The sequence below is a fragment of the Acinetobacter courvalinii genome (assembly GCF_014635545.1).
GTDB lineage: Bacteria > Pseudomonadota > Gammaproteobacteria > Pseudomonadales > Moraxellaceae > Acinetobacter > Acinetobacter courvalinii.
The window spans coordinates 1,102,000-1,118,874 of record NZ_BMDA01000001.1 but is presented as its reverse complement, the minus strand read 5'-3'; the positions used below and the strand labels follow the sequence as shown (position 1 = coordinate 1,118,874).

Genomic DNA, 16,875 nt, shown 5'->3' with positions numbered 1-16,875 from the left:
ATATCTTCCAAGCAAAATTAATAGAGCATTTTTCATAAATTCACCTTAACAATTTTTCTTTTGCCTACACTCATAAACACTATCGATTGTTATTCCAGTTATTTTATCAACAATTGTTCCATAAGCATCCGCAACTTTTTGGCTAATAGTTGGGTTAGTGACGACTCTTGAACCAATTTTGCCAGCAATATTTGGTACAATTAATCCAATAGCTTTTTGTTCGGTCGTTTTCGTCTGATCAAGAAGAGTACCTGTTGTACCAGCACCAAAACCAACCAAGGCTATAGCTGGAGCTGCTGGCGAACAAATCACACTGAATGTACAGGCAACTGCCCCTACATCTGCTACGTTCCCCATAGTTTGTAAACCATTAGCTATATCCTGTTGCGATAATGGTTTACCAGGCTGAGTAGGATAAACTTGCGAGGCAGTTGTAATACCATTAGGGCCTAATCGTAATGGTAAATTTCTAATATCCATTGCAACCATTCCACTCAATGAGGAGTCATAAGTTACATAATCTTTAGTACCCACCCCATTATAACTTAATCCTATACCAATATTTGCAGACGCTCTTTCAAATGATATCTGTTGCTGATTCATCCACATTAGATTATCCAAATTATTTACCCAGATGTTTGATAAACCTGCATTATTAAGCATATCCAAAATTAAACCTGTCGAATCTGTATTCATCACAGGATTACTATTTGCATAGATATAAGGATTCAAACCACCCTGAAGCCCAATTGGGTCTGGTTCCATATAACGTCCCAATTCAGGGTTATAGAAACGGTTGTGGTTATAGAACTGATTTGTACCTAGATCATAGTACTGTCCTGGGAAGCGTAAATTAAAAGTAATAGAACCGGTCGGATTCCCTAAACCAAAAGCTGTCGAATCCCATGCCCATACTACCGCATGATTTGCACTGTCGACTAAACGTCTTGGTGTGTTTTGGGTATCACTGATAATGTAATAGATTTTGGTTGCTGCACCACTGCCATAAATTGCTGCAATTGGTGTATCACCTAACCATACATATTCAATGACTAATCCATTCTTGTCATATTCACTAATTAAATGACTTTGTTCATCATAGATAAACTGGGTCATTATAGTAACAGTATTACTTACGACATAATCTCTAAAACTACGCTCGTTTTTATGGTTATAGTTCATGTAATAGTAGCCCGCACTAGAACGGTCTACTTTACGTCTTCCACCATTATCATACGTTGGTAAGAATGTACCAAAATTCAATTCAGCATTAGCAGTATGACTAATAGTCTGGCCCACTCCAGCTTTGCTTAAACTGGCAAGTTTATTTCCTGTATAAGTATAACTTACACTAGCTGCTGGCTGCATATGCTGACCAGTGGCAGTTAAACTGGTACGGTTACCGTTTTTATCATAGGTATAGCCTATACTATAAGTGGCTGCTGTACCTGTAGTACGCGCTTCACTAATTAGACGATCAACATTGTCATAAGTATAGTTGTCTCTAGTGCCATTATTCCTTGTGATTTGGGTAATTCGCCCATCTTTATCATAAGCATAGGCCAATGAGTAATTAACTGCTCCTCCACTATCTTTATTGTTGAGTGTATTGATTGAACCATCATTGTTAAAGCTTTGCGTATAAGCGGCATTACCTGATGCCCCCCATTGCCAGCCTGTGATGCGGTTAGCCCCATCATAGCTAATCCCACGAATTAAGGCACTACCATTGAGGTTAATACCACTCAATACTCCAGTTGCCGTATAGATATAACTTACACTGCGCCCTGAAGGTAACGTAATAGATGTGTTTTTACCTCCTACACTGTAGCCATAGTTAACATTGAGTGTTTGGCCAGCTGTTGCTGCATACCGATTAAATAGTTGGTTAACTGTTCCTTTTTGAGTAATTCGATCATAAGCATCATAGCTATAAAGGGTATCAACATCATAGCCAGTCACACCCGTACTGACTTTATCTAAACGACCAAAACGGCTTTGGTCATAAGTATAATTGTCAATAATTTTATATTCATTAGCTGCCGATCCACTGCTTGTGTTACATGCAAATGATCCATAACGCCCTAACTCATCTAGATTGTTATAGTTACACTTTCTAGTTCCATGTAAGCGTTGGGTGAGTTGATCTGCTTCATTATAACTATAGGTTTTAGTGCCATAATCGCTATTTACTTCCTGCGTTAAGGTATTACCATTACGATAATTATAGGGATTGGTCCCGGCATTAAGCGCATCTTTTGCTAGAATGACGTTATCATTTACATCATAACCTGTTGTATCTATATTGCCTGCACCATCAGTATGGCTGGTCACACGATTGAGCGCATCATAACTCCATTTCTCAATAACGCCTTCAGCACTCGTAGTTTGTAACAGGTTGCCATTATTATCATAACTATAGGTGATGTATTGACGCGTAGGATCATTACCTTGTTGAGTTTTTGATACAAAACCTTTGCTATCTAAATACTGATAGCTTTCAGCTGCTACTACTCCTGCACTTGTCAAACTCTTTTCACTGGATACGATACCAACTGGATAATAATTTTTTTGAACACGATTACCATTTGGTAAAGTCGTTTGTATTAATTGTCCTGCTAAATCATAAGCAAATTGGGTCACTTCTCCATCTGGACTGGTTTCACTAATTTTCTGTTTTAAAGTATTGTAGGTATAACTTGTGGTTTGACCGGTAATCGCTCCTGTTGTACCACCTACACCAGTCGTCTGACTTTTTAAAGTACCATCTGCATTATAAACAAATTGATTTACCAAGCCTGTTGGATTAACCGTTCGTTCTGGTGCTCCAAATGAGTTATAACCCAAGTACTGAGTTGTACGAGCGGCTCCATTTACGGTTTGTGACTGGCTTGCCAAATTACCAAAGTTGTCATAACTATATGTGATTTTGTCTGCTGTACCACTACGTGGACCGTCTACACTGAGTAAACGAGCAAAGTTTTTACTGGTTGTAGTTTCATCGTAAACATAACTTGTCACTTTACTGGTACTGCCAGACTGAGTTGATGTTTGCGTTTGTGTAACAATTTGCCCTCTTGGGTTAAGCACATTATTAACAGTGATATTTGGTGTAGCTATGCTCGTTGGGGTTAAAAATGTATTGACTGTATTGTTACTCAATACGTCATAGCTATATACCGTCTTACGGCTTAATGTTGTATCAGCAGCCTCTGTAATCCCTGTGACTCGGTTAAGATTGTCATATTCATAAGTCGTCGCAATATTATTTCCATCCTTAATTTTAACCAAGCGACTTCGATCTGTTGAAAATTCTGCTGAACTAACAGGCTTGCCATTAGACGTTAAACATGGGTAACCTGATGCAGTAATACTTAGGCTTTTATCTGAGTTTACTGTGCTTTGAATTGAACTCGAGACCAGACTGCCATCTAGCAATAATACAAAATTAATTGTTTTAGCTATATCATCATAATAAGTCGATGTATCGTGTACAGGACCAGTTGATAACAAGGTATATGATCTTAACAGCGTAAGTGCTGTCGTATAACGAGCATCTACACCACTACCAGTAACAACATAATTCTGAGTTATATCCCATTGTCGAATGACCTGACCTAAACTGTTTTTTACTTGCCGTAAAACTGGATAATAATAACTTTCATCTGCTGTTCTTCCCCAACGTGCAACAAAAACTTTAACCGCTCCCAACTCTGTCATTTCATTGACATAACTTTGAGATCCTGCTGCTGTTGAGCTAGAGCTAATTAGAGCAAATACAGTTGTATCCGAACCTGTACTTGGGACTTTATTTGAGTATGCTTTGTAGTTAAAAGTCGCAACCTGACTTCCACCTTGTGCTGCTGTATAAGTCACTTTAGTTACTAAACGAGATTCATCAATAGTTTGACTAGTACCAAGTGTTGCATCATGAAAGGTTCTTTCGAATACTAGTTTATTATTATATTGATCACTGACTTGTGTCAGATTCATTCTATTATCGTATTGTAGATTAACGACCTTGCCTTGATTGTTATCAATCGAACTAACTCTATATAAATCTATGGATACGGTTGTAGTTGTCCGAACAGCTGTAGCTGTATTTGATATCGCTCCACTTGGTGGGTAAAACCAAGAAGCCATTGTTGTTCTAAATGCTCCATTAGAATCGATATAAAGATTTGCGGATACTGATGAGGACTGGCTAGGAGCCATATTATAAGCATCTGTTGAAATGCTATATTTCACGCCATTTTTTACAACAATTAATTGTCCATTAACTCGGCTTAATTGATATTCACCTAAGTCAGAGTTCCAAGATAAATTTCTAATCCCGTAATAACTCAAATCATTAATCGCATCCGCCGAATAGACACGACTGAAATTTCCGCTTTGTTCTTTAAAAAGAGTATCTACACTTTCGCCAGGCAAACGGATACGAATTATTTTTGCAGTATATTGATCTACAACGACAGGATTTGAAGTAGTTAAGTAATAACCATTAAACCAAGTAGATGGAGCCCAAGAAGCTTGTTGATATTCTTGAGTCTCAGAGCTGTAGTTTTGTATTATGACATGAGCTTGATAATTATCAGTCCAACCTAATGACGTTTCTTCAGGTTGCGCAAAAATTTGGGCTGCTGAAAGGTTTTGTCGTAAAGGCGCGCGATAGTTAAGGCTATAAGGTAAAGCTCCATTAATCAGAGATTGTCCGTAATTAACATCCCCAGACATCAGATCATAACCTGCAGTACATGATTGTATTCCTGGTGAACGCGCTGAAGCATAGTTTTGTGCAACAATATCAGGTGCAGCATAAACGATTTGGCTGAATAAGGTCAGCAACCCCCATAAGCATAGCCAAAGACTATACCTATATCCTTTTATAGTCGTATTCATTATAAATTCCATGAAATTTTTTATATAAGTATTTCTATCTATTTAAAGACTAGAAAATTTTATTTAACTAATTAGTAAATTATTCTTTAAGATTTACTGTCTGTTTTGTACCATCTAATACCACTTTGCTTTGTGGCAAAGGATATTTTTTTAGATATTCTTGGTTCGTTAACTCGGCCTGTTCCTGAGCCTGGATCTTGGCATAGCCAACCATACCATTATTATTTTTAGAAACACTTTGTTCAGTCTCACAACCGACACAAAGTGTTACTGCTCCCAATAAAATAATTGATATAAGTTTAGACATTAAGTTTTTACTCATACTTTTTCCTTAACTTAAAAGAAACTTAATTCTTACCCATTTAATACAAATTGTATAGTAAATATTCATAATTATATTTATCTTGAAAGGTAAAAAAATTGTCATTTAAGTCAAAAAAAGTTTCTTATAAATAGTCTTTTATTTAAAAAACTTAATAATAGTCTTGTATATGTTCACTTTGCTCTTCTAGTCATCAGCCAGCCTTGTTTTAAAGAACTTTATGAAATAAGTAATAACAAAAAATATTTACAAAAAACTGACTGCTCTTATCCAATATGATTAATTTAAATTATTGAAACTAATTAATAAAACTGACTCGAATCCAACATCTGTAGAGTAATTTTTTTCACTTCATCACGACTTTGCATAATATGCGCTTCAATCGCACTGATCGCTTGCTCTGTCTGTCTTTCAAAAATAAAACCTAAGATTTTTTGATGTTCCTGATAAGTCGCTTCAACCCGATAATCCTTAGAAAAATCCAGACGGCGGATAATCCGGATACGCTCACTCAAATCACGATGAATCCTTGCCATTTCATTGTTTCCCGAAGCACGGACCAAGGCACAATGAAAATCTTCATCCTGCTGAGACAATTGTTTAATGTCCTTTAAATACTCAGAAGGTTGTATCAACCACAGTGCTTTTAACACCGACAACTCGACTGAATGATGGTGATCCATCTGACAGAGTTTTCGAATCGAATCTTTTTCCAAAACAATCCGCACATCATACAGCTCTTCATAATAACGAAAATTGAGCGGTCGAATCTGCCAACCGCTCCGAAAGCTCACCTCGACATAGCCCTCTTGTTGCAGGCGATACAAGGCTTGTCGGATGGGGGTACGACTTACCTCATAGGCCTTAGCAACTTCAGACTCAGTGAAGCGTTCACCTGGCATCAACTTGAAATCAAAGATGTCATTCTTGATGCGCTGGTAAACCAGCTCAGACAAATTGTCTGAGCTTTTTGTTGTTATTTTTGTTTCTTTCATTCAACACTATTCCATATATACCAATGGTTCACCACTGTGTACGGTTTGTCCTGCCCTGCAAATAATGGCTTTGACGATGCCATCTTCCTCTGCATAAACCGGCAGTTCCATTTTCATGGCTTCAATAATAGCAATAGTCTCTCCTTTTTTGATCTCTTGGCCATGTTCAACAAAAATTTTCCAGATATTGCCGGTCATTGATGCATTTAAAGCAGAAAGATGACTGTAATCGACCTGATTGGCTTGTTCTACCTGCTGCTCAGGTTGCACTGCAAACTCTTCTTTCCAGCGGCTGACTTCGGTACTAAAAGCCTGTTGCTGCTTCTCTTTAAACGCGGCAATGCTTTCCGCTTCATCCTGCAAGAACTGTACATAGTCAGCATAGTCGAACTCGGTTTCTTCAATTTGAATCTGAGCGCAACCATTTTCAAAATCTGCACGCCATTGATTGAGTTCCGCTTCAGTGACAGGGAAATATTTAATCTGATCAAAGAAGTGCAAAAACCATTGTTTATCACCAAATTGCTTGTTCTTTTTAAACTTGTTCCAGATCGGCAGCGTCCGTCCAATTAACTGATAACCACCTGGTGAGTCCATGCCATAAATACACATGTACATCCCACCAATACCGACGGTACCTTCTGCGGTAAAAGTACGCGCTGGATTGTATTTGGAGCTGAGCAAACGATGACGTGGATCGATTGGCACAGCACAAGGTGCTGTCAGATAAACGTCGCCTAAACCCAGGACCAGATAGTTAGCATCAAAAATGATATCTTTGACTTCATCACGATGCGCTAGACCATTAATACGTTGGATAAAATCAACATTATTCGGCAACCACGGCGCTTTGGCGCAGACACTTTCCTGATAGCGTTCCACTGCACCTAAAGTCGCACTATCTTCAAATGCCATTGGTAAATGCACAATACGTGATGGAATTTTAAGCTGGCTTAAATCCCCCATTTGTTCTTCAAGTTTAAGCAATTCTTGAATCAGCTTAGCTTGAGCAATCACTAAACCATCATATTTAATCTGTAGTGAACGTACACCGGGTGACAGTTCTAAAACTCCAGCAAGATTGGCAGCGCGAATCATTTGAATCAATTGGTGCACACGTAAACGTAACGCTAAATCCAAAACGTTTTCACCATATTCGAGCAAGATATAGCTATCTCCAGCTTGGCGATACACCGTTTTTGGCGATAATTCAGTTTGTTCACGTTTTGCCAGAATGGTGGTAAAGACATCTTGAGCTGGCTCAATGGTTTCAACGACTTTGGCAGCGGCAGCAAAGTTCTGGATATTGTCAATTTGTTTACGTTCTAACTCGTTGGCCTGCTCGATTGTAATTGGATAAAAACGGATTTTATCATCGGCTTTCAACTGGCCTACTTTCCATAGTTCTGCTTTGGCAATGGTCACCGGACACACGAAACCACCAAGGCTAGGACCATCTTTTGCTAAAATTACAGGGAAATCGCCGGTAAAGTTGATCGCACCAATTGCATATTCACAATCATGCACGTTGGATGGATGTAGGCCTGCTTCACCGCCATTCTCTCTTGCCCAGCTCGGTGTCGGTCCTGAAAGTCTGACGCCTAAACGGTTTGAGTTAAAGTGAACAGTCCACTCAGAAGCAAAAAATTCTTCCACATATTCAGGTTTAAAGAAATCAGGCGCACCGTGTGGACCATACAGCACCGCGATTTCCCATTCATTGCTATATTCAGGAATAAGGTCTTTGGATAAGGCTCGAGGCTCATCAATCGCAAGCGGTAATTCCGCACTGGCAAGTTCTGCATCAACCATTTTGATCATATCACCAACACGTAAAGTACGTCCTGCATGACCACCGAAATTACCCAATGCGAAGGTTGAACGGCTACCCAAATATAGGGGTACATCCAGTCCATCACGCACGGCTAAGTAAGTACGGCAGCCTGATGCCACCTGTCCTATTTTTAAAGTCTGGCCTGCTTTGACCTTAATCGGTTGCCAAAAGGCAATCCGTTGATCATCCAACACGGCAGTACAACTTGCACCTGTTAATGCAATGATGGTATCGGCATGGAACTTCAAGCTTGGTCCCACCAAGGTAAATTCGAACCCCGCGGCTTTTGCGTTATTACCTACAATTCGATTGGCAAGTTGGAATGCATAATCATCCATAGGACCCGATGGCGGCACACCGATATCCCAATAGCCTGTTCGTCCCGGATAGTCTTGAATTGAGCTCAATGTACCCGCTTGTACCACTTCAATGACTTTTGGTGAATAATCAAAATCATCCAGCATGCGTGTCCAGATTTGCATGGATTCAAAACGTTGGTCTGAGACAATCGCGCGTGCATAATCCAGATTGGTGCTGATACCATTTAAACGGGTTTCAGCCAGAACTGTTTTTAATTTTTCGATTGCAGTAGCACGATCGTCAGCATGCACAATAATCTTGGCAATCATTGGATCGAAATACTGGGAAATTTCGGTGCCTGTCTTCACCCAGGTATCGACACGAATGCCTTCTGGGAATGACACTTCGGTGAGCACACCCGGGCTTGGCTGGAAATTTTTAACAGGATCTTCGGCATAGATCCGAACTTCAATCGCAGCACCTTGCGGTTGGATATTGCTGAGGTAGTCCCAATCCAACGCATCGCCCGCCGCGACTTTGAGCATACACTCAATCAGGTCGAGACCTGTCACCATTTCCGTTACCGGATGCTCGACCTGTAAACGGGTGTTCACCTCAAGGAAATAAAACTCATCCCGTTTGGCATCATAAATAAACTCAACCGTTCCTGCACTGCGATAATTGACGGAACGACCCAGTTCAACTGCAGCTTGATGGAGCTTTTTACGGGTTGCTTCAGGCAAGTTTGCTGCGGGGGTTTCTTCAACCACTTTCTGGTTACGGCGTTGCAATGAGCAATCACGCTCACCAAACGCGACTACTTGACCTTTGCCATCGCCAAAAATCTGTACTTCAACATGACGTGCTCGATCAATAAAGCACTCAATAAACACACCTGCATCTTTAAAGAACTGCTCACCAAGACGTTTTACACTTTCATACGCTTCAGTTAATGCTTGCGGGGAGTCACAACGGGTTAAGCCAATTCCACCGCCACCTGCAGTGCTTTTGAGCATGATTGGATAGCCAATCCGTTCAGCAGCTGACAATGCTTCTTCAAGGCTATCAAGCAGTCCTGTGCCCGGTGTCATTGGTACATTCGCTGCCGCAGCCAATTCACGTGCGCGATGTTTTAGGCCAAACTCCAGAATCTGTTCTGCAGTTGGGCCCATAAAGGCAATGTTGTTTTCTTCACAGGCACGAGAAAAATCGGCACTTTCAGACAGGAAACCATAGCCCGGGAAAATCGCTTCTGCCCCAGTTTGTTGAGCAGCTTGAATCAATTTTTCAATACTTAAATAGGTATCGGCAGGTTTTAAGCCTTCCAGTGCAATGGCAATATCGGCATCCTGCACATGTTGCGCATAACGATCGCTGTCTGAATAAACTGCCACACTGGTAATACCTAATTTTTTCAGTGTTCGAATTGCCCGAACAGCAATTTCACCACGGTTTGCAATAAGTACAGTCTTAAACATGATGATTTCCCCCTAAAAATTAATTGGCTGTATTGGCGAGTTGCTGATCTGCTTGACTGTTCCGATGCTGGATATATGCTCTCCAGCCGCCAAAATGGCTGATATTCTCGGCATCGCCTAAGCCATAGGGTTCACAAATAAAGCCTTTCACCCAACGGCCATCTTCAAGTTCGACATTGCCCATGCCCAATGGGGGTGGAATTTCTGCCACAAACTCACCGAAGCGTGCTGCAGGTACATCCCAAAGCTCGACAATGATGCTTTGCCCATCTTGCTGACGAGCCAAACCCGGTTTTGGTGGAACTGTGCCATTCAATGCATACAGTGCATAATCTTGAGAAGTCTTGGTGGTTTCGACATGAACCGCACCACGTGTGGTGAGTTGGAAATTTAATGGCATCCCGGTTAGATGCGCCCCTACAACTGCGACCCGAATATGATGAGGAGACATTAAGGTTGGCGTATTTGTAGATAAAGGCTTATCTAAAGCACCGAGTTTCAGTGCTAAATAGTTCTGCCATGCTTTGCCGAAGTGCACCAGCGCTGCATCGTGCCAAGCCGGTGCAATCAAGGTGATACCAAAGGGTAAATTGTCTGCTCTAAAGCCGGCAGGTAATGCCAAGGCAGTTAAATCAGCGAGGTTGGTGAAATTGGTATAAGTCCCGAAATGTGCGTTATATTCAATCGGGTGCTGTTGCATTTGTTCAATGCGATAAATCGTCGGTGACGTTGGCACGATCAAGGCATCAAACTCAGCCAAGCTCGTTTGAATTTTTCGGCTTAAGTCCTGCTTTAAATATTCCGCATTGTAGGCATCCACCGCAGAATATTTTTCACCTTGTTGAATGATCTCTAAAACGGTCGGATCAAAATCAGCCGCATTGGTTTTGAGTAGACTGGCAGCCGCAGCGGTACGCTCTGCCACCCAGGCGCCTTGATAAAGTTGTGCTGCAAGTTGCTCAAAAGCAGAAAAATCAATCGGCGTGATTTCTGCATTTAAACTTTCCAGTAATTGGATGGTGTGTTGAAAGGCTTTCTCTGACAACTGGTCACCAAAGAAGTTCAATTTATCTGGAATGGCAAATTTCAATTTGCTGGAAAAACGTGCAGGTACATTTTTCGGGTGCTGACGTGAATAGCTATCGAAAGCATCATAGGCTTCGGCCTGATTCGCCACCAATTCCGCATCAGAAACCGTCAATGCAAAAATAGAAATACAATCAATACTCTTTACCGCAGGTAATAAACCCCGATTGGAAAAACGACCTTTGGTTGGTTTTAAACCCACAATATTATTGAAGGCTGCTGGCACGCGCCCAGATCCCGCAGTGTCGGTTCCCAAAGAAAATGGCACCCAACCTCTGGCCACAACACTGGCAGACCCCGAGCTTGAACCGCCACTGACATATTCTGCTTTAAAACTATTCGGTACTGCCCCAAATGGTGAACGTGTGCCAACCAGACCTGTGGCAAATTGGTCAAGGTTGGTCTTGCCAATGACAATGGCACCGGCCTGTTTCAGTAAACGGACTGTCTCGGCATCTTGCGTAGCCACCGTATTGAGAGCCTTGCATGCCGCCGTAGTAACAAAGCCAGCCACATCAATATTGTCTTTGACGGCAAATGGCACACCGTATAACGGAAACTGTTTATGCAAATGGTCAGCATCTTGAGTCAGTTGCGTTAAGGACTGAATCTGTTGTTCCAATAGTTCTGGGCTGACAACAGAAATCCAGGCAACATCATGAGGATCAATTGCTGCAACCAGTTCTTTTAAAATATCCAGCTGAATTTCTTTGTTTAAATACGCGGCTTGCCATTCAGAAATTGTCCAGCCTAAAGTTTTTAGTTGATGCATTTTATGAATCCTATCTTGTATACAAGTTTGAATAGATAAATGCAGAAACTGTGCCAATTTTATTTTTATATATAAATTAATTACTTAATATCTTATATGAACATGAGTGAACTTCTAGGGTTTCGTTGTGGTGCTAAAGAATATGTTGTGCGAATCAATGTGCGCTATAAATCAGCAGATAATTAGAGTGACATCAAAGCTTGAGGAAATTGTGGAATAAGGCGTATTAATTTTTTATGCTTATCGGATTATTTATTTACTTTTAGATAGTGTGCGAAATCTTCAAACTCAGTTGCGACAGCCTGAATCGCTTGCTGCTCCATGGTTCTAAATTTTTTAAGTACCTCTTGCCCTAATTCAGTCACCACTGCACCACCACCATGCGTTCCGCCGGTTTGGGTATCGACTAGATGAGAATGAAAGCATTGATTCATGGTGCCCACCAATTGCCATGCACGGCGATAACTCATCTGCATGGATTTTGCCGCTTGGGAAATTGAGCCTGTACGCTGGATCGCTTCAAGTAGCTCCACTTTACCGGGACCAAAAGCAATCTGCTCCTCTGAAAAAATCCTGACATGCAGTTTTAAACGTGGTTTTGACATCAAGATCCACCCAAGATTTGATGATGCATTTCACATCATCAAATCCTATCATTATAAAGTTAGAAATGAATCACGGTACGAATCGACTTGCCTTCATGCATTAAGTCAAAGGCTTCATTAATATCATCCAATGGCATGGTGTGCGTTACGAATGGTGCCAGCTCAATCTCGCCCTTCATTGCATCTTCCACCATTTTTGGTAATTGGCTACGGCCTTTTACACCACCAAAAGCAGTTCCCATCCATTTACGGCCTGTCACCAACTGGAATGGACGGGTTGAGATTTCCTGACCTGCACCTGCAACCCCGATAATCACCGATTGTCCCCAACCACGATGCGCACATTCCAGTGCAGAACGCATGACATTGGTGTTGCCGATACATTCAAAAGAATGATCAACGCCCCAACCAGTCATTTCAACAATCACTTGCTGAATCGGCTGTTCATAATCTTTTGGGTTAAGGAAATCGGTTGCACCAAACTGTTTTGCCAACTCAAATTTATCAGGATTGGTATCAATCACAATAATACGGCCAGCTTTGGCTTGACGTGCACCTTGTACCACAGCAAGGCCGATACCGCCTAAACCAAATATAGCAACACTGTCGCCCTCTTGGACTTTCGCCGTATTATGTACTGCGCCAATACCAGTGGTCACACCACAACCCAATAAGCAGACTTGTTCATGATTGGCTTCAGGATTGATTTTTGCCAGAGACACTTCTGCAACCACGGTATATTCACTAAATGTTGAACAACCCATATAGTGATAAATCGGTTGCCCCTGATAAGAGAAACGCGTGGTACCATCTGGCATCACACCTTTACCTTGGGTTGCACGTACTGCCACGCATAAATTGGTTTTACCCGATTTACAGAATAAGCATTCTTTACATTCAGCGGTATACAACGGAATCACATGGTCGCCGACTGCAACACTGGTCACCCCCTCACCAACTTGCACTACAACCCCAGCACCTTCATGCCCCAGCACTGCCGGAAAAACACCTTCCGGATCATCACCTGATAGAGTGAAAGCGTCAGTATGGCAGACCCCCGTATGGGAAATTTTAATCAGGACTTCCCCTTTCTTGGGTGGTTCAACATCCAGTTCTACGATTTGTAATGGTTCGCCTGCGGCAAAAGCAACGGCTGCACGAGATTTAATCACAATGACACTCCTTACTTTAAATAAGATTTAAGAATTTTACTGACTTGAATGAGCTCTTGACTGCGTTGTAACTCCGAAGATTCGCCAACGACCAAGGTATCTTTTAAATGAATTTCGAGAAGTTCGGTCATCAAACCATTTAATGCGCCACGAACTGCACAGATTTGCTGCAAGATATCAGCACATTCTGTGTCATTTTCCAAAGCACGCTCTACACTTTGAACTTGCCCCTGGATTCGTCTTACACGTGTGAGAATCTTTTTTTTATCCTCTAATTGTTTAGGCATAATGTCGACCACATTAAATCTAAAAATATACTATACACCAGTATAGTAATAGAACTCAATGTTTGCTCATTGATAAACTTAAAAGGCTCGCTTTTAAGAAGAATTGAGATAGAAAAATTAAGTTTTTAAAATGATAAGATATTGATTATATTTATTATTACATTTAAACCTTGGAACCCAAAAGCGTTTAGAGATATAACAAAATCAAACATCTATACATTATTGTTGGACTGGCACGCTTGATCAATAAAATCATAAACAATTCATACCATTTTAAAATCATGGCTCTTGTTATTATGTTTGGAATGGGCGGCTGTTCTTTGCCCTCTAATCAGAACTATGATCGGAGTAACTCCTTGAATACTAAAACAAAGTGGATGAATGATCCACAAGCCGATCTTAATATTGAAAACGGTTTAACGGCTTTTTTAGCTTTGGATGATGCCTTTTTAAGTATGGCCTCACGGATGCATTTGATTCGAAATGCCCAGCATCAGCTGGATTTACAATACTATATCTGGAATGATGATGTCATCGGCAACATGATGTTGCATGAATTGCTCAAAGCAGCAGACCGCGGGGTAAAAGTCCGTTTACTGATTGATGATCAGAATGGCATAAAACTAGATAAAACCTTAAAAGCCCTCGCCCGACATCCAAATTTTGAAATCCGTATTTTCAATCCCTATAAGTTTAGACATTTACGTTTTATTGATTATGTATTCAGGCTGAAACAGATTAATCATCGTATGCATAATAAGCTTACCATTGCCGATCATTCGATTGCAGTAACAGGTGGTCGTAATATCAGTAGTGAATACTTTGATGCAGGCGAGCAATTCCAGTTTAGCGATATGGACATTTTATTCTACGGTAAAGCAGTCGATCGCGCAGAACAGGTGTTCGAAGAATTCTGGTCCGATCAACTCAGTTATTCAACAGAACAGTTAATGGGTGCGGCTTCGCCGCAGCAACTTGAGGATTTAAGAAATAGCTATAAAGCCTTAGATCAGGTTGATACCCCGACCGAAGATAAACTCGAAGCCGCGCAAGATTATTTAAAACTTCGCCTACAAAACTATCCGGTGCAATGGGCAAAAGCGCATTTTGTCGCTGATCACCCGAGTAAGGCCTTAGGAAAGGCCAAAAATCAGCAGCTTTTGTATGCCCAAGTTCTGAAAATTATGGGCAAACCTGAACAACATATGGAGCTGGTCTCCGCTTATTTTGTACCGACTCAACAAGGAACTGCCTACCTCAATCAACTCTCTAAAGACGGGATAAAAGTACGTGTCCTGACCAATAGTCTGGTAGCCAATGATGTCGCAGTGGTGCATTCTTTTTATAGCCAATACCGAAAACCACTGTTACAAAGTGGTGTGCAACTGTATGAGTTTAAACCGAATATTGAACGTAAAAAACGAACATGGTATGAAATTGCGACTGGGAGCGTAATCCCGGTGAAAGGCAAGAATCGCTCAAGTCTGCATGCTAAATTTTTTGATGTCGATGGAAAGGTGTTTATTGGTTCATTTAACTTTGATCCGCGCTCTGCGCATTTAAATACCGAGGTTGGTTTAGTAGTCGAATCTGATCATTTACAAGACCAGATTACGGCTATGCTGGATCAGCATTTGCTACAAGTGGCCTATCAGCTCAAACTAGATCAAAATGGCAATATTGTCTGGTATGAACATAAGCCAAATGGTGAAGTGGTTGAACATCATCATGACCCTGAAAGCACCAGATTCCAGCGCTTTACCATGCATGTTGTGTCTTATTTTCCAGTTGAATGGATGATGTAACGAAGCTTGTTTAGTTAAACCCAATTGATCTCAAATAAACATAGCCCTTCTATCTCTAACGGCATCTTGATTTGTGTAAAAGATGCCTGTTCAAGTGCATTCACATGCTCTTGCCTGGTCATATAAAGCTGATCATTCTGCATTGCATGTGCTGCACACAAATGATCACATACTAAATAATGGCCTTGAGGTTTTAACAAGGTTTTTGCGATTTTATGAAAATTGGTTGCATAGCGTTTATGTCGCAACTCGTGTAATGCTTGATGGATAATGATCAGATCATATTGCTGAGTAAAAGTATTTTGCCAGCCCGTCTCTTTAAAATTTCCAACAATATAGGTTGCCCGAGCTCTCTCAGTATTATTAAGTTTTTCTTGTGCCAGCTGATGCATTGCTTCTGAAAAATCAAAAGCGGTATATCGAAGATCAGCAAGTTGTGAGAGCAAATGTTGAGCTAAAAATCCAGGTCCAGAACCAAGTTCCAATACATGACATTGTCCAGACACATGCTGTCTAATTAGATTGACATAATATTCAAAGAAATCCTTTCGCCACGGTCTTTTCACATTCGCCGTTTGTTGCCATTCCAAAGCATCAGCGAAAATTCTTAAATCAATTGGGCTCTCAACATCCTTCATTTATTTCCCTTTTATATAATTAAATTAAACCAATTTGTTTAAAAAATTGCTGATATACCTCTGCTTTTTTTTCCAGTGCTAATGGATATGCACGTGATGACGACGGTAAACGATATAAATTCAGTTCCCGATCGAGATGTTTAACCTGTACAGATTGACCAATCAGCGGTTTGATCGGCTGATCGGGGAAATGCTGCATTAATGTATCTGTGGCCTTATCTCCCGTGGTCATGATGGTATGACACATGGGAATCTGTTCAAGTAACTTTGATAAATCTGTCGGTGTGACAATTTCTAAAAATTTATCCGAAGCATTCCCTTGTAAGCGTTTTATCTGATACGCCGTATCAAATATTCCGACACCAATCTGAGTCAGAAAATCCTGAATCAGTTGCTGTTTAAAGTTTTTATTAGGTAAATCTAAAAAATGATTTTTATCTTGAAAGAAAATCAGACCAAATATCCGCCACATATCGTTCTGATAGTTAGGATAGTAAAAATTCATCTTCCAGCGGCTTTGCGGCGGCGGAAAACTACCGAGCATCAATAGTTTGGCATTGGAAGGTAAAAACGGTTGTAATGGATGTGTTTCTATTTCTATATCAGTCATTTATATCAAAAACCAAATTTTAAATTGAGTGAATCATTTTGTTTATTTTATAGAATTTTCCAGTTTTTTGCT

The 16,875-nt window shown here is 40.7% G+C and carries 11 protein-coding genes; 1 reads left to right on the top strand and 10 read right to left on the bottom strand.

Translation table 11 applies throughout. The features are described from left to right. Window positions 1-45: 45 nt before the first annotated feature. The 8 genes from IEV39_RS05035 to IEV39_RS05000 form a co-directional block, all read right to left on the bottom strand. A complete protein-coding gene (locus IEV39_RS05035) occupies window positions 46-4,899 on the bottom strand; it encodes an RHS repeat-associated core domain-containing protein (protein WP_005285955.1) in 4,854 nt (1,617 codons plus the stop codon). A gap of 79 nt (window positions 4,900-4,978) precedes the next feature. Further along, a complete protein-coding gene (locus tag IEV39_RS05030) occupies window positions 4,979-5,206 on the bottom strand; it encodes a hypothetical protein (protein ID WP_227554501.1) in 228 nt (75 codons plus the stop codon). 317 nt (window positions 5,207-5,523) lie between these two features. Next, on the bottom strand, window positions 5,524-6,216 hold the full coding sequence (locus IEV39_RS05025; RefSeq protein WP_005285959.1) for a GntR family transcriptional regulator: 693 nt from the start codon (window positions 6,214-6,216) through the stop codon (window positions 5,524-5,526). A gap of 6 nt (window positions 6,217-6,222) precedes the next feature. After that, window positions 6,223-9,828, bottom strand: coding sequence for an urea carboxylase (uca, locus tag IEV39_RS05020; protein ID WP_005285961.1), 3,606 nt, complete (start codon window positions 9,826-9,828; stop codon window positions 6,223-6,225). 19 nt (window positions 9,829-9,847) lie between these two features. Further along, the gene (gene atzF, locus IEV39_RS05015; protein ID WP_005285963.1) at window positions 9,848-11,686 is read right to left on the bottom strand and encodes an allophanate hydrolase; all 1,839 of its coding nucleotides are present in this window, start codon (window positions 11,684-11,686) and stop codon (window positions 9,848-9,850) included. 248 nt (window positions 11,687-11,934) lie between these two features. Beyond that, window positions 11,935-12,291 (bottom strand): winged helix-turn-helix domain-containing protein, encoded by a 357-nt coding sequence (locus IEV39_RS05010; protein WP_005285965.1) that lies wholly within the window; start codon window positions 12,289-12,291, stop codon window positions 11,935-11,937. Between the two features lie 59 nt (window positions 12,292-12,350). After that, window positions 12,351-13,460: an S-(hydroxymethyl)glutathione dehydrogenase/class III alcohol dehydrogenase gene (locus IEV39_RS05005; RefSeq protein ID WP_032883251.1), complete on the bottom strand. Its 1,110-nt coding sequence runs from the start codon at window positions 13,458-13,460 to the stop codon at window positions 12,351-12,353. Between the two features lie 14 nt (window positions 13,461-13,474). Further along, window positions 13,475-13,750 carry a metal/formaldehyde-sensitive transcriptional repressor gene (locus IEV39_RS05000; RefSeq protein ID WP_004653592.1) on the bottom strand — a complete coding sequence of 92 codons (276 nt, stop codon included), beginning with the start codon at window positions 13,748-13,750 and terminating at the stop codon, window positions 13,475-13,477. A gap of 296 nt (window positions 13,751-14,046) precedes the next feature. Between IEV39_RS05000 and IEV39_RS04995 the strand changes: the two genes are divergently transcribed. Continuing rightward, window positions 14,047-15,555 carry a phospholipase D family protein gene (locus IEV39_RS04995; protein ID WP_005285971.1) on the top strand — a complete coding sequence of 503 codons (1,509 nt, stop codon included), beginning with the start codon at window positions 14,047-14,049 and terminating at the stop codon, window positions 15,553-15,555. 14 nt (window positions 15,556-15,569) lie between these two features. On the opposite strand, the gene IEV39_RS04990 is transcribed toward IEV39_RS04995, so the two are convergent. Both IEV39_RS04990 and IEV39_RS04985 read right to left on the bottom strand, forming a co-directional pair. Next, window positions 15,570-16,193: a class I SAM-dependent methyltransferase gene (locus IEV39_RS04990; protein ID WP_005285974.1), complete on the bottom strand. Its 624-nt coding sequence runs from the start codon at window positions 16,191-16,193 to the stop codon at window positions 15,570-15,572. A 19-nt stretch (window positions 16,194-16,212) separates the two neighbouring features. Next, window positions 16,213-16,803 (bottom strand): uracil-DNA glycosylase family protein, encoded by a 591-nt coding sequence (locus IEV39_RS04985; RefSeq protein ID WP_005285976.1) that lies wholly within the window; start codon window positions 16,801-16,803, stop codon window positions 16,213-16,215. Window positions 16,804-16,875 lie beyond the last annotated feature (72 nt).

What these genes read in the sequence shown, in the direction of transcription:
- IEV39_RS05035 (WP_005285955.1), bottom strand. Translation starts at nt 4,899, where the DNA reads ATGAATACGACTATAAAAGGATATAGGTATAGTCTTTGGCTATGCTTA.
- IEV39_RS05030 (WP_227554501.1), bottom strand. Translation starts at nt 5,206, where the DNA reads ATGTCTAAACTTATATCAATTATTTTATTGGGAGCAGTAACACTTTGT.
- IEV39_RS05025 (WP_005285959.1), bottom strand. Translation starts at nt 6,216, where the DNA reads ATGAAAGAAACAAAAATAACAACAAAAAGCTCAGACAATTTGTCTGAG.
- uca (WP_005285961.1), bottom strand. Translation starts at nt 9,828, where the DNA reads ATGTTTAAGACTGTACTTATTGCAAACCGTGGTGAAATTGCTGTTCGG.
- atzF (WP_005285963.1), bottom strand. Translation starts at nt 11,686, where the DNA reads ATGCATCAACTAAAAACTTTAGGCTGGACAATTTCTGAATGGCAAGCC.
- IEV39_RS05010 (WP_005285965.1), bottom strand. Translation starts at nt 12,291, where the DNA reads ATGTCAAAACCACGTTTAAAACTGCATGTCAGGATTTTTTCAGAGGAG.
- IEV39_RS05000 (WP_004653592.1), bottom strand. Translation starts at nt 13,750, where the DNA reads ATGCCTAAACAATTAGAGGATAAAAAAAAGATTCTCACACGTGTAAGA.
- IEV39_RS04995 (WP_005285971.1), top strand. Translation starts at nt 14,047, where the DNA reads ATGTTTGGAATGGGCGGCTGTTCTTTGCCCTCTAATCAGAACTATGAT.
- IEV39_RS04990 (WP_005285974.1), bottom strand. Translation starts at nt 16,193, where the DNA reads ATGAAGGATGTTGAGAGCCCAATTGATTTAAGAATTTTCGCTGATGCT.
- IEV39_RS04985 (WP_005285976.1), bottom strand. Translation starts at nt 16,803, where the DNA reads ATGACTGATATAGAAATAGAAACACATCCATTACAACCGTTTTTACCT.